Annotated in this window: 14 protein-coding genes and 2 pseudogenes; 6 read left to right on the top strand and 10 right to left on the bottom strand. The window is 69.5% G+C overall.

Going from position 1 to position 15,772, the window contains the following annotated elements; all coding sequences use genetic code 11:
• The first annotated feature begins 44 nt into the window (after window positions 1-44).
• Window positions 45-779 carry a DUF1028 domain-containing protein gene (locus ACODNG_RS08415; RefSeq protein ID WP_434520948.1) on the top strand — a complete coding sequence of 245 codons (735 nt, stop codon included), beginning with the start codon at window positions 45-47 and terminating at the stop codon, window positions 777-779.
• Window positions 780-786: 7 nt separating this feature from the next.
• On the opposite strand, the gene ACODNG_RS08410 is transcribed toward ACODNG_RS08415, so the two are convergent.
• Together ACODNG_RS08410 and ACODNG_RS08405 are read right to left on the bottom strand one after the other, a co-directional pair.
• Window positions 787-1,632 carry an endonuclease/exonuclease/phosphatase family protein gene (locus tag ACODNG_RS08410; protein WP_434520947.1) on the bottom strand — a complete coding sequence of 282 codons (846 nt, stop codon included), beginning with the start codon at window positions 1,630-1,632 and terminating at the stop codon, window positions 787-789.
• Between the two features lie 430 nt (window positions 1,633-2,062).
• Window positions 2,063-2,545: an RNA-binding protein gene (locus ACODNG_RS08405; RefSeq protein WP_210113578.1), complete on the bottom strand. Its 483-nt coding sequence runs from the start codon at window positions 2,543-2,545 to the stop codon at window positions 2,063-2,065.
• 135 nt (window positions 2,546-2,680) lie between these two features.
• Here ACODNG_RS08405 and ACODNG_RS08400 point away from each other — a divergent pair, with 135 nt between their 5' ends.
• The 3 genes from ACODNG_RS08400 (at window position 2,681) to ACODNG_RS08390 (ending at window position 4,222) form a co-directional block, all read left to right on the top strand.
• Entirely contained in the window at window positions 2,681-3,283 is a 603-nt protein-coding gene (locus ACODNG_RS08400) for a 2Fe-2S iron-sulfur cluster-binding protein (protein WP_434520946.1), read from the top strand.
• Between the two features lie 100 nt (window positions 3,284-3,383).
• Window positions 3,384-3,722, top strand: a complete 339-nt coding sequence (locus ACODNG_RS08395) for a hypothetical protein (protein ID WP_434520945.1) — start codon at window positions 3,384-3,386, stop codon at window positions 3,720-3,722.
• 164 nt (window positions 3,723-3,886) lie between these two features.
• A complete protein-coding gene (locus ACODNG_RS08390) occupies window positions 3,887-4,222 on the top strand; it encodes a NifU family protein (RefSeq protein WP_149799551.1) in 336 nt (111 codons plus the stop codon).
• A gap of 42 nt (window positions 4,223-4,264) precedes the next feature.
• On the opposite strand, the gene ACODNG_RS08385 is transcribed toward ACODNG_RS08390, so the two are convergent.
• The 3 genes and pseudogenes from ACODNG_RS08385 to ACODNG_RS08375 form a co-directional block, all read right to left on the bottom strand.
• On the bottom strand, window positions 4,265-8,113 hold the full coding sequence (locus ACODNG_RS08385) for a glycoside hydrolase family 97 catalytic domain-containing protein (protein WP_434520944.1): 3,849 nt from the start codon (window positions 8,111-8,113) through the stop codon (window positions 4,265-4,267).
• Window positions 8,114-8,295: 182 nt separating this feature from the next.
• A pseudogene (locus ACODNG_RS08380) lies at window positions 8,296-9,790 on the bottom strand (DUF402 domain-containing protein).
• 153 nt (window positions 9,791-9,943) lie between these two features.
• Window positions 9,944-10,141: pseudogene (locus tag ACODNG_RS08375) on the bottom strand (DUF7532 family protein); the annotation flags it as partial.
• A 173-nt stretch (window positions 10,142-10,314) separates the two neighbouring features.
• Here ACODNG_RS08375 and ACODNG_RS08370 point away from each other — a divergent pair.
• The gene (locus ACODNG_RS08370; RefSeq protein WP_434520943.1) at window positions 10,315-11,325 is read left to right on the top strand and encodes a PrsW family intramembrane metalloprotease; all 1,011 of its coding nucleotides are present in this window, start codon (window positions 10,315-10,317) and stop codon (window positions 11,323-11,325) included.
• 33 nt (window positions 11,326-11,358) lie between these two features.
• On the opposite strand, the gene ACODNG_RS08365 is transcribed toward ACODNG_RS08370, so the two are convergent.
• The 4 genes from ACODNG_RS08365 to ACODNG_RS08350 all read right to left on the bottom strand — a co-directional run bounded on the left by ACODNG_RS08365 (window position 11,359) and on the right by ACODNG_RS08350 (window position 14,723).
• Window positions 11,359-12,336 carry an ROK family protein gene (locus ACODNG_RS08365; protein WP_434520942.1) on the bottom strand — a complete coding sequence of 326 codons (978 nt, stop codon included), beginning with the start codon at window positions 12,334-12,336 and terminating at the stop codon, window positions 11,359-11,361.
• Between the two features lie 90 nt (window positions 12,337-12,426).
• A complete protein-coding gene (locus tag ACODNG_RS08360; RefSeq protein WP_434520941.1) occupies window positions 12,427-12,885 on the bottom strand; it encodes a universal stress protein in 459 nt (152 codons plus the stop codon).
• A gap of 201 nt (window positions 12,886-13,086) precedes the next feature.
• A complete protein-coding gene (locus ACODNG_RS08355) occupies window positions 13,087-13,470 on the bottom strand; it encodes a DUF5611 family protein (protein WP_434520940.1) in 384 nt (127 codons plus the stop codon).
• 95 nt (window positions 13,471-13,565) lie between these two features.
• Complete coding sequence (locus ACODNG_RS08350; RefSeq protein WP_434520939.1) at window positions 13,566-14,723, bottom strand: DUF7093 family protein; 1,158 nt, start codon at window positions 14,721-14,723, stop codon at window positions 13,566-13,568.
• 160 nt (window positions 14,724-14,883) lie between these two features.
• Between ACODNG_RS08350 and ACODNG_RS08345 the strand changes: the two genes are divergently transcribed.
• The gene (locus ACODNG_RS08345) at window positions 14,884-15,198 is read left to right on the top strand and encodes a 2Fe-2S iron-sulfur cluster-binding protein (protein ID WP_434520938.1); all 315 of its coding nucleotides are present in this window, start codon (window positions 14,884-14,886) and stop codon (window positions 15,196-15,198) included.
• Between the two features lie 202 nt (window positions 15,199-15,400).
• On the opposite strand, the gene ACODNG_RS08340 is transcribed toward ACODNG_RS08345, so the two are convergent.
• On the bottom strand, window positions 15,401-15,595 hold the full coding sequence (locus tag ACODNG_RS08340) for a cold-shock protein (protein WP_004599158.1): 195 nt from the start codon (window positions 15,593-15,595) through the stop codon (window positions 15,401-15,403).
• Window positions 15,596-15,772 lie beyond the last annotated feature (177 nt).

The following is a 15,772-nucleotide window of genomic DNA, read 5'->3' as shown; positions in this document are numbered from 1 at the left end:
GCCCCGGAGCGCACTCTTTTGCGGGACGCGGACGCAGGACCCGTGTGACGTTCAGCATCTGCGTTCGCGAGCGGTACACCGACGAGGACGGCGGCGACCAGACCCGGTTCGGCGTGGCGGTGACCACCCGCCTGCCGGGCGTGGGAACCCTCTGTCCGTTCGCGTCGTCCGACGGTGCGGTGGCGACCCAGTCGCTCGTCAACGTCGAGTTGGGACGGAAGGGGATCGAGTACCTCGGCGACGGGCTGGCGGTCGACGACGCGCTGGAGGCCCTCTTGAACGCCGACGAGGGGAGCGCCCAGCGCCAGCTCCACGGCGTCGACGCCGACGGCACGTTCGCGTTCTCCGGCGACGAGTGTAACGACTGGTACGGCCACCGGGAAGGCCAGAACTACACCGTCGCGGGCAACCTCCTGACCGGCGAGGACGTGATAGAGGCCACCGCAGTCGCCTACGAGTCGGACGCGCACGGCGACGCGCCGCTTGCCGAGCGGCTGATCGACGCGCTCGCGGCGGGCCACGCCGCGGGCGGCGACAAGCGCGAGGACCTGGAAGTCCAGTCCGCGGCGCTGATCGTGTGTAACACCGAGGAGGAGACCGACGACCCGTACTACAACGACCTCCGCGTCGACGCGAGCGAGACGCCCGTGACCGACCTCCGCGAGACGTACGAGACCGCCAAGCGCGGCTACGAGACGATCTTAGAGAAGTACGCCGAGGAGGAAGACGGAGAGGCGGAGCAGGCGACCGAGGACGAGACGGAAGGGGACGGGGAGTAGCGCGCTCCTACAGCGACACCCGCGCGAGGATCGGCAGGTGATCGGACGGGTACCGCCCCCGGTCGTCGCGGTCCGCCAGCGTCGCGAACGCCTCGACGGATAGCTCCGGCGAGACGAGCGCGTGGTCGATCCGACGCCCGTCGATGAGTTGCGAGAAGTCGGTGAGGCTCGTCGCCGGGCCGTGTCGGAGGTCGGCGGCGGTCGCGGCGTCGCGGAGCACGACGCGGTCCTCGGTCGGTATCCCGGCGGTGTTTCCGTCGGTTTCGGGGTCGTCACCGACGAGGATCCGGTGCGGGTCGGAGCCGGGCGTACAGTTGAGGTCGCCGACGAGGACGACCGGCGTCGATCCGTCGGATTCGGTCTCGCTTCCGCCCGCTGTCTCCGGGATCCGCTCGCGGAGCAGGCGGGCCGACTCGCGGCGCGCGTCCGCGCTCACGTGGTCGAAGTGCGTGTTGACGACGCGGAGCGCGGTGTCGCCGTCGACGTCGCGCACCCGTGCCCACGTCGCGATCCGCGGGTGGGCGGCGCCCCAGTCGGTCGAGGGCTCCTCGGGAGTTTCCGAGAGCCAGAACGTGTCGCTGTCGAGGACCTCGAAGCGGTCGCTCCGCACCGCGATCGGGCACCCCTCTCCCTCTCCGCCCTCCTCGCGGCCGCGTCCGACGAACTCGTACTCGGGGAGTCGCTCGCGCAGGTCGCTGCGCTGCTCGGGAAGTGGCTCCTGAAAGGCGGCGACGTCGGGTCGGTGAAATCGGACGAGTCGCCCGACTGCGTCGCGCCGGTCGTGCCAGCCGTCGTGGTGATCGCCGCGGTTGGCGTAGCGGACGTTGTAGCTTACCACCCGGATCGCGGTCATTACGTCGGGACTTGCGGGCGAGGCGATTAAAATGCGCGGAGCAATCGCGGAGACGATCGGGATAGTGTCGACGAGTACAGTGTCGATACCTCGATCGGTCGTTTATAAATAGAAGTTACTGCGTCGACGGTGAACACCGCCAAAGCCCCAGTCGCGAGGACTCGCGCGGCTCGCTGTGCTCCTCGCTCAGTCGCTCGCGCTCCTTCGCTGCGGTGCTTGCGTCGCCGTGCTTCGTCCTCGCGACTGCCCCTTTGAGTCCCACCCCGCACGGCACAGCACCTCACACCTCCCCAGCCTCGTCGCGGCCGCTTAAAAAGCGGCCGCGACTCCCTCGCGCGTGCTCCTCGCGGCCGCCAAGGGCGGCCGCTCGAAGGCACGCGCCACCGCAGAACTATTTATAAATGGCCGTCCGCTGCCGTCCCCGCCGCGCTCACACCGAGAACTCGTAGAGGTCGTCGCCGACGTGGTGGATCGACTCGACGACCTTCCCGCTGTCCCCGACCATCTCGTCGCCGTCGACGAGCGCGCGCCCCACCGCCAGCACCTTCCCGTGAGACTCCTCGGCGATCACGACCAGATCGCTCTCGCGGATCGCCTCGTCGGCCTCGACGATGCCCGGCCGCATCACGTCGGCGCCGTCGGAGACGAACGAGACCGCGCCCGCGTCGACCGTGACGACGCCCGTCTCCGGGTCGAAGTCGTTCGCGCCCCGGACGGTGAGGAACGGCTCGTCGTCGTCGACGTAGAAGACGGCGGGGTCGCCGTCGACCAGGACGAGTTCGTAGCCGGCGTCGACGAACTCCACGAACTCGAACGTGTCGCCGTCGATGTCGACCCCGAGGTGGTCGGCGACCGCCTCGCGGATCGCCGTGATCTCGTCGCTCCGGAGGTGGTGCCGCGATTTCACTTCCATGGGGGTCCCGTCGACCGCTCGGCCGATAAATGGACCGCTCCGCGGCGTGGCGCGTCGTCCGGTCCCCGCCGTCGGGGGTCTCACGCCGTTGGATCGATCAAAACGGCCTTATGCCACCTCTCCATATCGGTTCGTATGCTTAATCCGCTCATTGCGAACGTCGCGAACCCGCCCGCGATCGTGCTCGCGGCGGTCGCGACGCTGCTCGTCGTTCTCGTCACCTCGGTGAGAGGAACGGGGTGGGAACCCACGACCGACATCTCCGAGGAAGTGCTCGAACGCCGCGCGGCCGCGGTCCCGGAGACGGAGTTCCCGGAGCCGGGCAACCGCGCGATCGGCGGCGGTGGCGGCGGTGGCGCCATCCCGGCCGGCGGCGACGGCGAGGAGGGCGAGCTCGAAGAGGGCGGGACCGCCAGCTCCGGTCCCGGCGACATCCCCGAAGACGAGGTGGAGTACTTCGAGATCGAGTTCGTCAAGCAGGGCGAGACGGTCGAACTCTCCAACGACCAGCCCATCCTCGAACAGGGCGAAGACGAGGGATGGGACCTCCCGTACGCCTGCCGGCAGGGCCAGTGCGTCTCCTGTGCCGGCCAGATCACGGACGGTCCCTCCGAGGACTTCGTCGAGCACGACAACCAGCAGATGCTCGAAGAGGCCGAAATCGACGACGGATACACGCTCACCTGCGTTGCCTACCCGCGCGACTCCTTCAGCATCGAGACCGGCGAGGCGCCGTAGTCTCTCCGGGTTTCGCCTCCCCGTCGCGCTCTTCCCCAACCTCTTCTCTCCCCGCAGTCGCTCGCGACACCCTTTTTCGCGTCTCGGCCCAACCGCTCGTATGTCCGTCACCACGGCGCTCGTCGCCGGCGGCGGGGGCGTCGCCGTCGCGCTGATCGCCGCGGCCGTCTACCGCGACGCTCTCCGGGTCGGCGTCGACCTCGGCACGCCGGCGACCTGGGCCGCGCTCGTCGTCCTCACCGGCGGCGCGAGCCTCGTCACCCTGATCCTCGTCCCCGACGCGCCCCTGCCCGGCGTCCTCGTGTTGACCGCGCTCGGTCCCCTCCTCTACCTGCTCGAACGCGACGACTCGATGAACGGCGACGACGCGGCCGACCCCACCCGGCTCCCGAGCCAGTCCGGCGAGTCGACCGACCGGAGCGACGATAGCGACCGATAGCGACCCGGGGACGACCCGACCGATAGCGACCCGGGGACGATAGCGACCGATCGCGGTCCCTCCCGGCTCCGTTTCGTCTCATCGACGATGACACAGTTCCTTTCGCTGCCGAAGCCGACTCCTAAACCGCAACTTTCCATACCGTCGGCGCTGTATGGGAGGTAATGAGCGACGAGAGCGACGAAAGCCTCGCGGACCGGGTCGAGCGGTGGATGGTCGGACAGATGCCGATCATCCAGATGCACGGCGGCACGAGCGTCGTGCGCGAGGCGGACCCCGAGACGGGCGAGGTCGTCGTCGAACTCGGCGGCACCTGCTCCGGCTGCGGCATCTCGAACATCACCGCCGACAACATCCGCCGCGACCTCATCATGGACTTCGACGAGGTCGACAACGTGACGGTGCGGACCGCCTCCTCCGGCGATCAGGGCGCCTCCACGGTCGAGGGCGGCCGCGGCGGCGAACTCAAACACGAGACCGAGTCCGCGAACCACTTCTGAACGCGACGGGGGCGTCCCGCCGCGCGGCTCTCTCCCTCTCTCCTACAGCGACGTGAACGGGAGCGACGCGAGCGAGTCGGCGTCGTAGTCCAGCGCGTCCGCCTGACTGACGCCCTCGGGCGTGATCATGTCGATCACCCGTGGCGCGTTGCCGACCGCGCCCTCGCGGGCGCCGCCGAAGACGTAGCCGCCGGCGTCCTCCGCGACCGATCGAAGGCTTCCGCGGTCCTCCGAACCGACGACCGGTACCACCTCCCATCCCGAGAGGTCGCCGCCGACCGCCGACTTCGGTATCGAGACGACCGCCGTGTTCGCGTCGAAGCTGACGAACACTCCCGGCGTGCCGAGATCTCCGCCGTCGGCGTCGGTGATCGCTCTCCCGAAGCCGCTCGCGTCGATCCGGTACTGCCACGGTTGGGCGAACTCGGCGGTGAGTCCGAGGTCGTCGAGCGCGCTCGTCCGCCCGCTGCTTGCCTCGGGATCGCGCAGATATACGAGGAAGTAGTGCGGCGAGAAGTCGCCGCCGAACGTGTCGTACAGGTTCTCGACCTCGAACGCGAACCGGTACTCCTCGTCGGTCTCCAAGACGCGGAACGAGCGCAGATCGAACGCGCCCTCCTCGAAATCACCGCTCGTGGGATAGGTGTACTCCCCGGGTCCGTCGTCGTCGCCCCGCGGGTCAGTGAACTCGGTGACGACGTCGCCGGGCGCGACCGTCACGCTCCCCGACGCCAGTTCGGCGCCGCCGTCGGCCTCGCGGACGACGACGTCGAAGGTCCCGATCCGCGAGATGCTGAAGCCGAGGGCGACCGTCTCGTCGGTCGCGTTCGGCGGGAGCCGGACGTTGTCGAGCGCGACGGTCTCGCCGTCGACGACGACCTCGACCGTGGTCCCCCCGACGAAGGGCGCGTCGTTGGAGCCGGTCCCGGTGATGAACGACTCCCCGAGATCGGCCTCGTCGGCGATCGACACCGAGATCGTCTGCTCCGGACGCTCGTACTCGGGAAGCCGGTTGATCTCGCGGCCTCGGGCCGGACGCAGTCTGACCGCGGTCCCGCCGCTCGGCGCCAGCGACGCGAGCAGGGTCGTGCTCGGGGTAACGATCGCCTCGTCGATACGAACGCCGGTCGGGTCGGTGTCGACGCCTGTCCCGACCGCGTCCGAGTAGATCTCGGCGACGTACTTCGGGCCGTTTCGGCCGTTGCCGTTGCCATTTCCGTTGCCGTTGCCGCGACCGTTTCCGTTGCCGCGACCCGGTGCGCCACCGGAGTTGCCGGGGGCGAGGAAGTCGAGCGGCACGTCGACCGCGCGTCCGTTCCCGTCGGTCATGGCGCCGACGTACCACTCGTCGCCGTGCCGGCGAGCGATCGCGAGGTAGTCGCCGATCGCGGAGCCGACGACGCGGGTCTCGTCCCAGCCGGCGGCCGGGACGGACTCGATGAAGCCGAACGCCGGCTCGGCGTCGAAGTTCTCGTTTTCTGGCGTGTACCCCTCGTACTCGGCCGGCACCGGTGAGGGCGCCCCCGGCTCGGTAACGGCGACCGTGTTGAGGTTGAACCCCCCGACGTCGCCGGTGAAACCGCTGTCGTCCGCCTCGTAGTCGAGTTCGATCGCGACCTCGTTGTCGCCCGCGTCGAGTTCGACTTCGGTCGTGAACACCTGCCAGTCGTCCCAGTAGTCGGTGAAGGGAGGCTCGATCGTCCGAGTCTCGTCGTTGACGCGGAGCGTCGCCCGGGGGTTCCCGGCGTCGATCACGCGGCCGGCGTTCTCCTCGGCGTCGCTCGCGTACCGGAGGTGGAGTTCGTAGCTCCCGGCGCTCGGCACGTCCTCGACCGCGTAGGAGACCGACGACCCGCTCGGCGCGCGGTTGGGGTCGACGGCGACGAAGTTGGTCCCGAACGCGTCCCGCCACGAGTCGTCGGTGACGAGTCCGTCGCGGTCGCCGGCGGCGGCCTGGAGCGCCTCGCCGACCACGAACGTCTCGTCGACGTACCCCTCGATCCGGTCGGCGGCCATCTGGAGACCGCTGAGGTACGTCGGGTACATCGCGAGCTGTTTCGCCCGGGTCGTCTGGATCTGGTCGCCGCGGTCGTCGCCGAAGGTGATGTCGAAGATGCCCGGCTGGTAGCTCACCGGGCCGGCGAGATTCCGCGTGAACGGGAGCGTGACGTGGTGGTCGCGGCCGACGTTCGACCCCAACTGGGTGAATCCGTCGTACTCCTGGGCCTTCACCACCTCGCGGTTCGCCACGTTCGGGTAGGTGCGGATCTCGCCGGTCGGCTTGATCCCCTCGTGGATCTCCAGCAGCTGGCGGTTCGCGGCGGCCTCGCGGATCACCCGTCGATGGTGGTTCACCGCGAGCTGGTTGTGGTGGTTGTGGGTCGCCTCGGTTCCGTCGCCGTCGATGCCGAGCCCCTCGTCCGCGACGTAGCCGTTCTTGATCGAGCTGATGCCGACCGACTCGTACTCGGCGAACGGGCTTCCGTCGAGGACCGCCTCCTCGTAGTTCGGGATGTTGCCCGCGGTCTCGTTGTGGGCCGTCATCTCGACCGGATCGGGAAGCGACGCCCCGAACTCGGTCACCTCGCGCACGTCGAAGTCGGGGTAAGAGTCGTCGACACCGAACGCGAGCCCGGAGCCGTTCCCGGGATAGGTGTCCCACCCCTGGTTCCACCCCTCGACGAGGACGCTGTCGATGCCGTTCTCGCTCGCGAAGCGCATGTACCGCTTCATCCGCTCGGTCCGGGCGCCGTGGATGTAGGCGGCCGGATTCTGTTCTCCCGCCGCGATCTCGTCGTCGGTCTTGTACTCCCAGTTCGCCTGCCCCGCGATCATCGTCCACCAGATGCCGACGTACTTGCGCGGTTCGATCCAGTCGGTGTCCGGCTCGCCCCCGGCGGTCGGGAGCGCCGACTCGTCGAGCGGGTCGGAGAGCAACGGGACCAGCTGCGACTCGATCAGCTCGCCCGGCCGGTCGACGACCTGAATCGTCCGCCACGGCGTCGCCGCCGGCAGGTCGACCGAGGCCCTCGACCCGTCGGGCAGCGGCGTGAGTTCGGTGGCGAACGCCGTCCCGCCGTCGTCGCTCCGAGGCGCGAGCGTCGCGGCCGCGTAGTCGTCGAGGTTCGCCTCGTGGACGCTCAGGTACGCGTCGCCCGCGTCGACGGTGAGCGGCGTGTGTGCCCCGAGTCTCATCGGCGTGTCGTTCGGTCGCCGGTCCTCGCTCCCGCCGGGGATCTCCGAGAGCGGCGTCTCCGCGTACTCCTGCTCGAACCGCGGGTTCGTGGCCGCGTTCTCGATCCACCAGGCGGTGTAGTCGTCCGCGAAGTCGACGCCGGTGTTCTCCGACGCGATCACCGCCTTCTCCGAGTTGGCCGCGAATCCCTCGCCGAGGACGACCCGGAACCCGACCCCGTCGTCGAAGACGCGAAGCTGGAGGGTCGCGCTCCGGGAACCGTCGCCGTTCTCCGCTGTGCCGGAGTCGTCGGAACCCTCGGACCCGTCTCCCACGGCGTCAGAGAGACCGACGCTCAAGGCGTTGTACTCCGCCGACACCGACTCGTAGGCGCCCCACACCGGCTTCCACTCCTCGGTCGCCGACTCGCGTTCGGTGCCCGTGACGGTCACCGGCCCGTCCGACCCGCCCGCGCTCGCGCCGAACGCCGGCTGATTTTGGAAGTCGAATCCGAGCGTCGACGGCCCGACGTACGTCTCCCCGCCGCGTGCCACCTCGTAGGTCGGGACCCCGTCGGCGACGTCGACCGTGACCGCGATCGACCCGTCGGGCGATTCCACCGTCTGGATCGGGTCGTCCGCGTCGTTGGCTACCCGTGCGGCGGCGTCGGCCCCCACACTCCCCGAGTAGGCCGCCGCGGCCACCAGCGCCCCCACGCTCCCGAGGAATCCCCGCCGCGTCGCTCCGTCAAACGTTTGCTGTGATCGTTTCTCACGCATTCCGTCCGCACCGTGTATACGATGAACAATAATGCTATTGTAACGCATCGAAGTGATTGGATTTCGAAACGACCGAGTCGAGACCGGCTCGGGCGGCATATCTCGGGCCGCCGTCCGCCTCAGAGCGCGTTCTCCAGCGCCGACGCGACGCTCCGCGCCTTCTCCGCCAGCGCCCCGGGGACCGTTCCGGCCGCGACCGCCTCGTCGAGCTCGTCGTCGTCGACGCGCTCGACCCGACCGTCCGGCCGTTTCACCACGTCGACGTGGAGGTCCACGTAGCGCGCCGCGTCCGGGAACACCTCCACCGGCGTGCCAGACGTTGACGTACGTCCCGCGGACGGTCCCGTCGCGGCCGCGGTACGTCGTCGGGTACCACCAGCGGCCCTCCTTCAGGCTCGTCTCGGCGACGTCGCCCGCCTCGCGGGCGACCCCCAGCCCGTCGTAGCTTCCGCCGCCGGTCATCTCGCGCTCGACGGTGACGGTCCCGTCGACGTCGACCGCCGTGACCGTCCCCTCGCCGAGGGTGATCAGCCGCCCGTCCGGCTTCCCGTGGTCGATCCGGAGCGCGTCGCCCTCGCGCGGGCCGAACGCGTCGCTCACGACCGCGAACGGAAACTCCGCGTCGGGGTCGGGATCACAGAGCGCCTCCGCGAGGTCGACCCCGGCCGAGGCGTCGGCCGACCCCGCCTTCACGCGGTGGTGGCCCGGCATCGTCGCGGTCGCGGTCCGGCGCGCGTCGTCGAGTCCGGACCGGCTCTCGCGGCCGAACCAGACCCAGACGCCGGCGTTGGGTGCGGCGACCGGCGCGTCCCGGAGCCGGCCTCTGTCGTCGAGGACGCCGAGGCCCTCGCCCTCGCCGTCGCCGTCGGCGTCGTCTCCGGCCACTCCGCTCCCCTCGCCGGAGTCGGTCGCCGCGCGCAGCTCTTGAGCGGCGTCCACCGCCGCGTCGAGTCCGGCGGTCAACGCCTCCGTGTCGGCGTCGACGGCCGAGGGTTGCCACACCGCTCGCCACCCCGCCGGCGGTTCGAGTTCGAGCAGGTCGAGCATCCCCGACAGTTCTCGCGCGGCCTCGTCGTCCCGGGCGTCGACCCGCGTCCCCGACCCCGGTTCGAGCGCGACGAGGTCGCCGCCGACCCGCAGTTCCCCGGCGAGTTCTGGGCGGCGATCGGTCCACGGCGCCGCCGACTCGCGCACCTGAACCCGGACCGGATCCCCGGACTCTATCCGAGCGTCGACGTCGCCGTACGGGAGGTACCCCTCGGCGGTATCGCCGTCGCCGACGCGAAGCCGCACCACCGCGCCGCCGCCGAGCGTCTCCGTCACCTCGCCGTCGAGAACGGCGCCGGTCGGGGTCGGGTCCGGCCACGCGAGCGCGTCGCGGCCCGCGCCGGTCAGGACCTCGCGGACCGCGTCGACCGCGTCGGGATCGCCGCTCGCGCCGACGCCCTGCCGGTCCGCGCTCGTCCCGATCCGGACGTCCGGCGGCTCGGTTCCGAACGCGGCGTCGAAGCGCCGCCGGATCGGCGGCGAGGCGTCGACGACCTCGTGGCCCGAATCGAGCAGGCGCGCGGTGAGCGCCGTCGCGTAGATGCCGCGAACGCGGGCTCGCGGCATCGTCAGAGATCCTCGCGCTCGCGTGCGAACCGAATCCGGTCGTTCACCGTGTCGCCGAGAGAGTTCGACGACGACCGGCTCGTCGCCGTCCTCGCTCTCTCGGAGGATTCGACCGCCCTCGACGGGGACGCCCCACCCGTCGAGCGAGAGGTAGCCGCGGAGGTCGCTCCCGTGGGTGAACAGGTCGACGTCGGCGGTCGCGTGCTCTTCGATCGCATCCGCGCTGTGCGCCATCTCCATGTCCGAGTAGTAGGCTCCGTCGCCGTCGAAGAACGTCCGGAGGCGGTCCGCGTCGCGGGCGACGAGTTCGGCTGCGCGGTCCGAGGCGTCGGCGACGGCGTCCGCGTCCAGTCCGGCCTCTCGGAGGGCCTGCTGGACCCGTGGATCGAAGTCGATACCCCGCCTTCGGCCGCCGCCGTTTCAATCCTGTCGGCCGCGTCGCGGTCGCGCCGTTCCGCCCCTCACTACGTCCGACTCCCAGATGCCGCCCATCAATTAAGTCACCGGGGGAGCAATCGGCTCGCATGCCATCCGAGGAGGACCCAATCGCGTCCCGGGCCGACGACGACCGCGACCTCTACGATGTCGCGACCTGGGAGGAGCGGACTTCCCTCGACGGGCTGTCGGTCGCGCTGTACTGGCTGCTCACGCGCTCGGCGAAGGCCGGGATCGTCCTCGTCGCGCTCGTCGGGCTTCTCGCGATCCTCGGCTCGTTCGGGTTGGGGCTGCTGTTCGACCCGGCCATCGCGATCCTCCTCGGTCTCTCCGTGATCCCCGCGCTCGGCCTAGCCGCCTACGTGTACGTCTCGGACGTCACGACCGCCGAGCCGCTGTCGCTGCTGGTGGCGACGTTCCTGCTGTCGATCCTCACCGCGACGTTCGCGGCGATACTGAACAGCCTGCTCCAGCCGTACTTCCAGCCGTTTGGCTTCTTCGGGCTCGTCGTCTTCTTCTTCGTCGTCGTCGGTCCGATAGAGGAGTCGGTGAAGCTGCTCGCGGTGCGGCTGTACGCCTACACCGACGCCCGGTTCGACGCGGTCATCGACGGCGCCGTCTACGGCGCCATCGCGGGTCTCGGCTTCGTCGTCATCGAGAACTTCGTGTACATCGCCCAGAACGTCGACCTCGCGGAGCTGACGGTCGGTATCGCGGCGCTCGGCGCCGGCGACGGCATCGCGGCGCTCCGGGCGCTCGCGGGACCGGGTCACGTCATCTACTCGGCGTTCGCGGGCTACTACCTCGGGCTGGCGAAGTTCAACCCGGAGCACCGCGGCCCGATCATCGTCAAGGGGCTCGTCCTCGCGGCGGCGATCCACGCGTTGTACAACACGCTCGTCGGCCCGGTGACAGCCGTCGCCTCGCAGCTGCTCGGTCTCCCGCAGGTCCTCGCGCTGTTCGGGTTCGTCCTCGTCTTCCAGGGCGCGTTCGGCTACGTGCTCCTCCGCAAGATCCGGCGGTACCGCGACACGTACCTCGAGACGCGCGACGCGGTCGATCCCGAGGTCGACCCGGAGCTAACCGAGTTCGAGCAGTAGCCCGCGAAACTCGCCGCTCCGGTCTCCCGCCCGTCAGGGCGGACTCTTGACCCGCGAGCGGTCGCCCGTCCCGCCCGTCAGCGCGCTCGCGAGGGCGCCCTTCACGACCACCTCGTCGCCGAGGTCGGTGAGCCGCACCTCCGGGACGTTGATGAACACCATCTCGGGGAGCTTCTCGCGGATCGGGTCGAGGATGCGCTCGGGGTTGTTGAGCGCGACCGCGCCGCCGACGCTCACGACCAGCGGGGCGTACGCGTGGATGACGTTGGAGATCCCCATGGCGTTCCAGTGGGCGACCTGATCTATCACGTGGTCGGCGAACGTGTCCTCGCCTGCCGCCTCGAACACGTCGACCGCGGAGAAGTCGGGGTCCTTGACCGGGAGGCTCGTCTCTATCGGGTCCTCCTCGTACAGTTCGCGGGCGTACTTCGGGATGTTGTTCCCCGAGCAGTACCCCTCCCAGTGGCCGTCCAGCCCGCAGCCGCAGGTCATGAACCCGTGCGGGTCGACGGTCATGTGGCCGACCTCGCCGGCGTTGCCGTCCCACCCCGAGAGCACGTTGCCGTCGACGGCGACGCCGGCGCCGATCCCCGAGGAGATGGTGAGATACACCATGTCGTCGGGGTTGCGCTCGGAGTGGAACCGCTCCCCGATGACGCCCGCGATGGTGTCGTTGTGGAGGTGTACCTCGTCGGTGTCGAGCAGCCGGCCGACCGGGCCGACGAGCGGGATGCGCTCGACGGTGTCCGGGAGGTTCGCGGGACCCTGGACGATCCCCTCCGCCAGGTCGAGCGGGCCGATAGAGCCGATCCCGGCCGCGACCGCCTCGCTGGGTGCGATCCCCGCGTCCGTGCTGGCCGCTCGAATCACCTCCAAGACGGCCTCCGTGACGGCGATTCCGTTCGGTCCCCGCGGGGTGTCTCGCGACGCGGAGCCGAGGATCGCCGCAGTCTCGTCGCCGACGACCGCCCGGACGTTCGTCGCCCCGAGATCGACGCCCACGTAGTACATCGGGTGTAAGGGCGGACCCGTCTCACTTAAGCGGGACGCTTCGCGCGGTCGAGCGGGAATAAAAAACGAGCCGACTCCAGCGAAATCGCGTTACGAGGCGGTCTCGCGGACGAACGTCACCGGACACGGCGCCGAGAGCATGACCTTCTGCGCCGCGCTGCCGAAGACGGCCTTCCCGGTCGGCGAGCGGCGCCGGCCGCCGACGACGACGCGGTCGGCTCCGAGGCCCTCGGCGGTCTCGACGACCTCGTCCGCGAGGTCGCCGACCGCGCCGCGGACCGAGTGTCGCACGCCGGCCGCGGAGAGGATCTCCGAGAGCTCTCGGGTGGTCCTGTGTCGCTCCGCGACCGCGTCGGGCGTCGAGTTCTCGCCGTCCGCGTCGAAGCCGAGCTTCGCGCGGGTCTCATCGAACTCTTCCTCACCGAACACGTGGGTCAACACGACTTCGGCGTCCGCCGGCTTCGCGAGCGCGATGATCTCCTCTGCGAGCCGCTCGGTGCGTTTCTCGTCTTCGGTGCCGACCGCCAGTACAACCGTTTCGATGCTCATACACGCCTTTCGTCTCCGACCGAGTTAAGTGTAGCGAAGTTTTAACTCAAATCCGAATAAACATTTAACCGATCGATCCTGACACTCTCACGGCCGCGAGGCTCCGGTTCCGACGGCTGCCGGTCGGACGAGCGAGGCGCTACGGACGCTCCGAGAGGCTCTCGACGAGAGAAGGGCGGCTCCGACGGCGGGCGAATCCAATCAGTAGTCGGGCGCGTCGTCCTCGACTTCGCGCTTCAGCGAGTCGCGGCGGGACTTCGCGTCGCGGCCGGTCGCCTCCAGTAAGAACTCGTTTTTCGCGTCGACGGCGTCCGCGGCGGCGTCGGCGTTCCCCTCGGCGATGACCTCCTCGGCGGGCCGCTCCTCGAAGTGGACCGCCAGCTTGTCCTTCTTGCTCCCGTACTCGGCGGCGCCCGCGACGATTCGCTTGAACACCGGGTTGTCGGGGTCCTCGACGACGTACAGCTCGTGGCCGTCGTACTCCTCGGTGTCCGTGACATCGCCGAAGTACTCCTCGATGGAACCTTTCAGGTCCGGCATCCGGTCGTCCAGATGCTCGCCGCGGCGCATCTTGTACTGCTTCATGCCGCGACCGTTCGACAGGCCGGCGTAAACCAGTTTCGTCACGGCCGCTCGGCCGCCGACGCGGCCTTTTACCGGATTACCGGCCGCTCGTCGGACTATCGGGGCCGCTCGTCGACGTACCCGCGCTTACACTCCGGACAGATGTCTCCCGCGCGCATGGAGCTGCCGTCCGCGGCTCGGACCATACCGCACTCCGGACAGTAGTACTCCGACGGCTCGTCTCCGCCCGCCGTCTCCAGGTCGGGACTCTCCCCGCGGGTGATCCCCGTTCCGCCCTCACCGCCCGCGTCGAACGCCACGGCCTCCGCGTCGTCCGGCGCTTCGACGTACTCCGTCTCCGCCGACTCCCCGTCTCGCCCCTCCGCGGCCTCCGGGGTGAGTCCGCCGCCGAACTCCACGTCGGCCTCGCCGCCCTCGCCGACCTCCGCGCTGAACCCCTCGTCTTCGCCCCCGTGGTCGGGCCACGCGGCCCGCTCGTCGGCGTCGGCGTCCGCCTCGTCGACCGACGGCCACGCTCCTCGTTCCCGGTCGCCGGCCGACTCCCCGTCCTCGTCGAGGATCACGCCGTCGTCGCTCTCCGCGTCCGGTTCGTCGCTCGACGCGGACTCCGGTTCGTCGCTCGACGCGGACTCCGGTTCGGCGTCAGTCGCGGGCGACCCGCCGGACGCCGACCCTTCGCCCGCGTCCAAAAGCTCGGTGTCCTCGTCTGCTCGGCTCGGTCCCGTCGACGCCGACTCGCCCGCGGCGTCCGGACCATCTGCCGGTCCCGTCGGGGTCTCGACCTCCCCCGGATCCGGCCCGGCGTCGGCCGTTTCGGTCCCCTCGTCGCCAGACGGTCCGTCGTCGATGATTACCGCGTCGTCGGTCCCGGCTCCCGGCTCCTCGTCGAGCGTCACCCCGTCACCGGCGCCCGCGGCCTCGTCCGCGTCGCCGCGTCCCGGCGCCGCGCCGACGCCCGCGGTCCCATCGGCGTCGACCGTGGCTTCACCCTCGCCCGACGCCGCCGGTCCCCCCGCGGTCCCGCGGTCACCCTCGTCCGCCGCACCTGCCCCGGCGGCGTTCGCGGCGGCCTCGTCGGCCAGTTGCTCCATCGTCGTCACCTCGGTATTCTCGCTGACGATCTGCGTCTCGCCGCAGCGAGCGCAGGTCTTCACCTCCTTGACGGTCGTGACGACCTCGTCGCCGTCCTCCTCGCGTTCCCGCTGGAGTTCGGGTTCGCCGAAGTCGTGTCCGAGCAGACACCTGAGTCCCATTGTGCCACCCTGCGGTTCCGAGGGTAAAAAACGCCCCGTCGGCGTCCGACGCTCGGCACACGGCCGTTATCGCGGGACGGCGCCGGTCAAGCGCCCGGTTCGGTCGTCGCGGCCCGCGGACACAGGCTCTTTGTGGATCGCTCCCGTACCGTGTACACACATGCCTACCGTATCCTATCAGGGCGAGGAAATCGAGTGCGAGAAGGGCGCCGTCTTACGCGACGTGCTCAAGGAGGCCGGTCTCTCCGTCTACAACGGGAAGATGGAGCAGCTCAACTGTCGGGGGAGCGGGTCGTGCGGCTCCTGTGCGGTCCAGGTCGACGGCGAGGTCAGCGAGCCGGGCAAAAAGGAGCGCGCCCGCCTCTGGTTCCCGCCGCACCACCCGAACCACGACGTTCGCCTCGCCTGTCAGACGAAAGTCGAGGGCGACGTCGAGGTGACGAAGGGCCGCGGTCTCTTCGGGCAGCACATCTGAGCGCGGCCGCTCCCGTCGATTTTGTAGGTCCATCGCCAACGCCGTCCACGCGACGGGCGGCACACGCGGCAAGCGGAGCGCTGGTCGGTGATAAAATACGGCCGCGGCGGACGCGAAGCCCGTGACGCGGACGAAAACGTTTGGTACCGTGTGTCAGAGTCGCGTTCGGCGTCAGCCGGACCGACCCACCTTTCGGATCGGCTTACTGCCGAACGACGTTAGTCGCGCGGGGGCCCTTCTCGGAGGACTCGATGTCGAACTCGAGCTCCTGGCCCTCTTCGAGGTCCGGACCGCCGACGTCTTCCATGTGGAAGAACACGTCGTCGTCCGCGTCGTCAGTCTCGATAAATCCGTAGCCGCCAGTGTCGTTGAAGAAATCAACCTTTCCGGTCGCCATTGCGATTACAGTGAGGCGCCGGCCGGGCATAAGGATTGCGAGTGTACAGTTACCACGTCTCTCTGCGGACGTTCTTCTTCAAAAACTTCGGATATGCTGGGTTACATTGACCGTACGATGAATTTCCAATGCTATCTCGACCGATACGTCGTCTTCTCTGACTGCCCCACCGACGGC

This window comes from Halorubrum sp. AS12, assembly GCF_051122765.1.
Taxonomy (GTDB): Archaea; Halobacteriota; Halobacteria; order Halobacteriales; family Haloferacaceae; genus Halorubrum; species Halorubrum trapanicum.
The sequence above is the reverse complement of the archived record's forward strand: the minus strand, read 5'-3'. Positions and strand labels throughout refer to the sequence as shown.

Coding starts and splice junctions, on each gene's coding strand:
- ACODNG_RS08400 (WP_434520946.1), top strand. CDS start 2,681: ATGCTTAATCCGCTCATTGCGAACGTCGCGAACCCGCCCGCGATCGTG.
- ACODNG_RS08350 (WP_434520939.1), bottom strand. CDS start 14,723: ATGGGACTCAGGTGTCTGCTCGGACACGACTTCGGCGAACCCGAACTC.
- ACODNG_RS08390 (WP_149799551.1), top strand. CDS start 3,887: ATGAGCGACGAGAGCGACGAAAGCCTCGCGGACCGGGTCGAGCGGTGG.
- ACODNG_RS08340 (WP_004599158.1), bottom strand. CDS start 15,595: ATGGCGACCGGAAAGGTTGATTTCTTCAACGACACTGGCGGCTACGGA.
- ACODNG_RS08365 (WP_434520942.1), bottom strand. CDS start 12,336: ATGTACTACGTGGGCGTCGATCTCGGGGCGACGAACGTCCGGGCGGTC.
- ACODNG_RS08360 (WP_434520941.1), bottom strand. CDS start 12,885: ATGAGCATCGAAACGGTTGTACTGGCGGTCGGCACCGAAGACGAGAAA.
- ACODNG_RS08345 (WP_434520938.1), top strand. CDS start 14,884: ATGCCTACCGTATCCTATCAGGGCGAGGAAATCGAGTGCGAGAAGGGC.
- ACODNG_RS08395 (WP_434520945.1), top strand. CDS start 3,384: ATGTCCGTCACCACGGCGCTCGTCGCCGGCGGCGGGGGCGTCGCCGTC.
- ACODNG_RS08370 (WP_434520943.1), top strand. CDS start 10,315: ATGCCATCCGAGGAGGACCCAATCGCGTCCCGGGCCGACGACGACCGC.
- ACODNG_RS08355 (WP_434520940.1), bottom strand. CDS start 13,470: ATGAAGCAGTACAAGATGCGCCGCGGCGAGCATCTGGACGACCGGATG.
- ACODNG_RS08410 (WP_434520947.1), bottom strand. CDS start 1,632: ATGACCGCGATCCGGGTGGTAAGCTACAACGTCCGCTACGCCAACCGC.
- ACODNG_RS08405 (WP_210113578.1), bottom strand. CDS start 2,545: ATGGAAGTGAAATCGCGGCACCACCTCCGGAGCGACGAGATCACGGCG.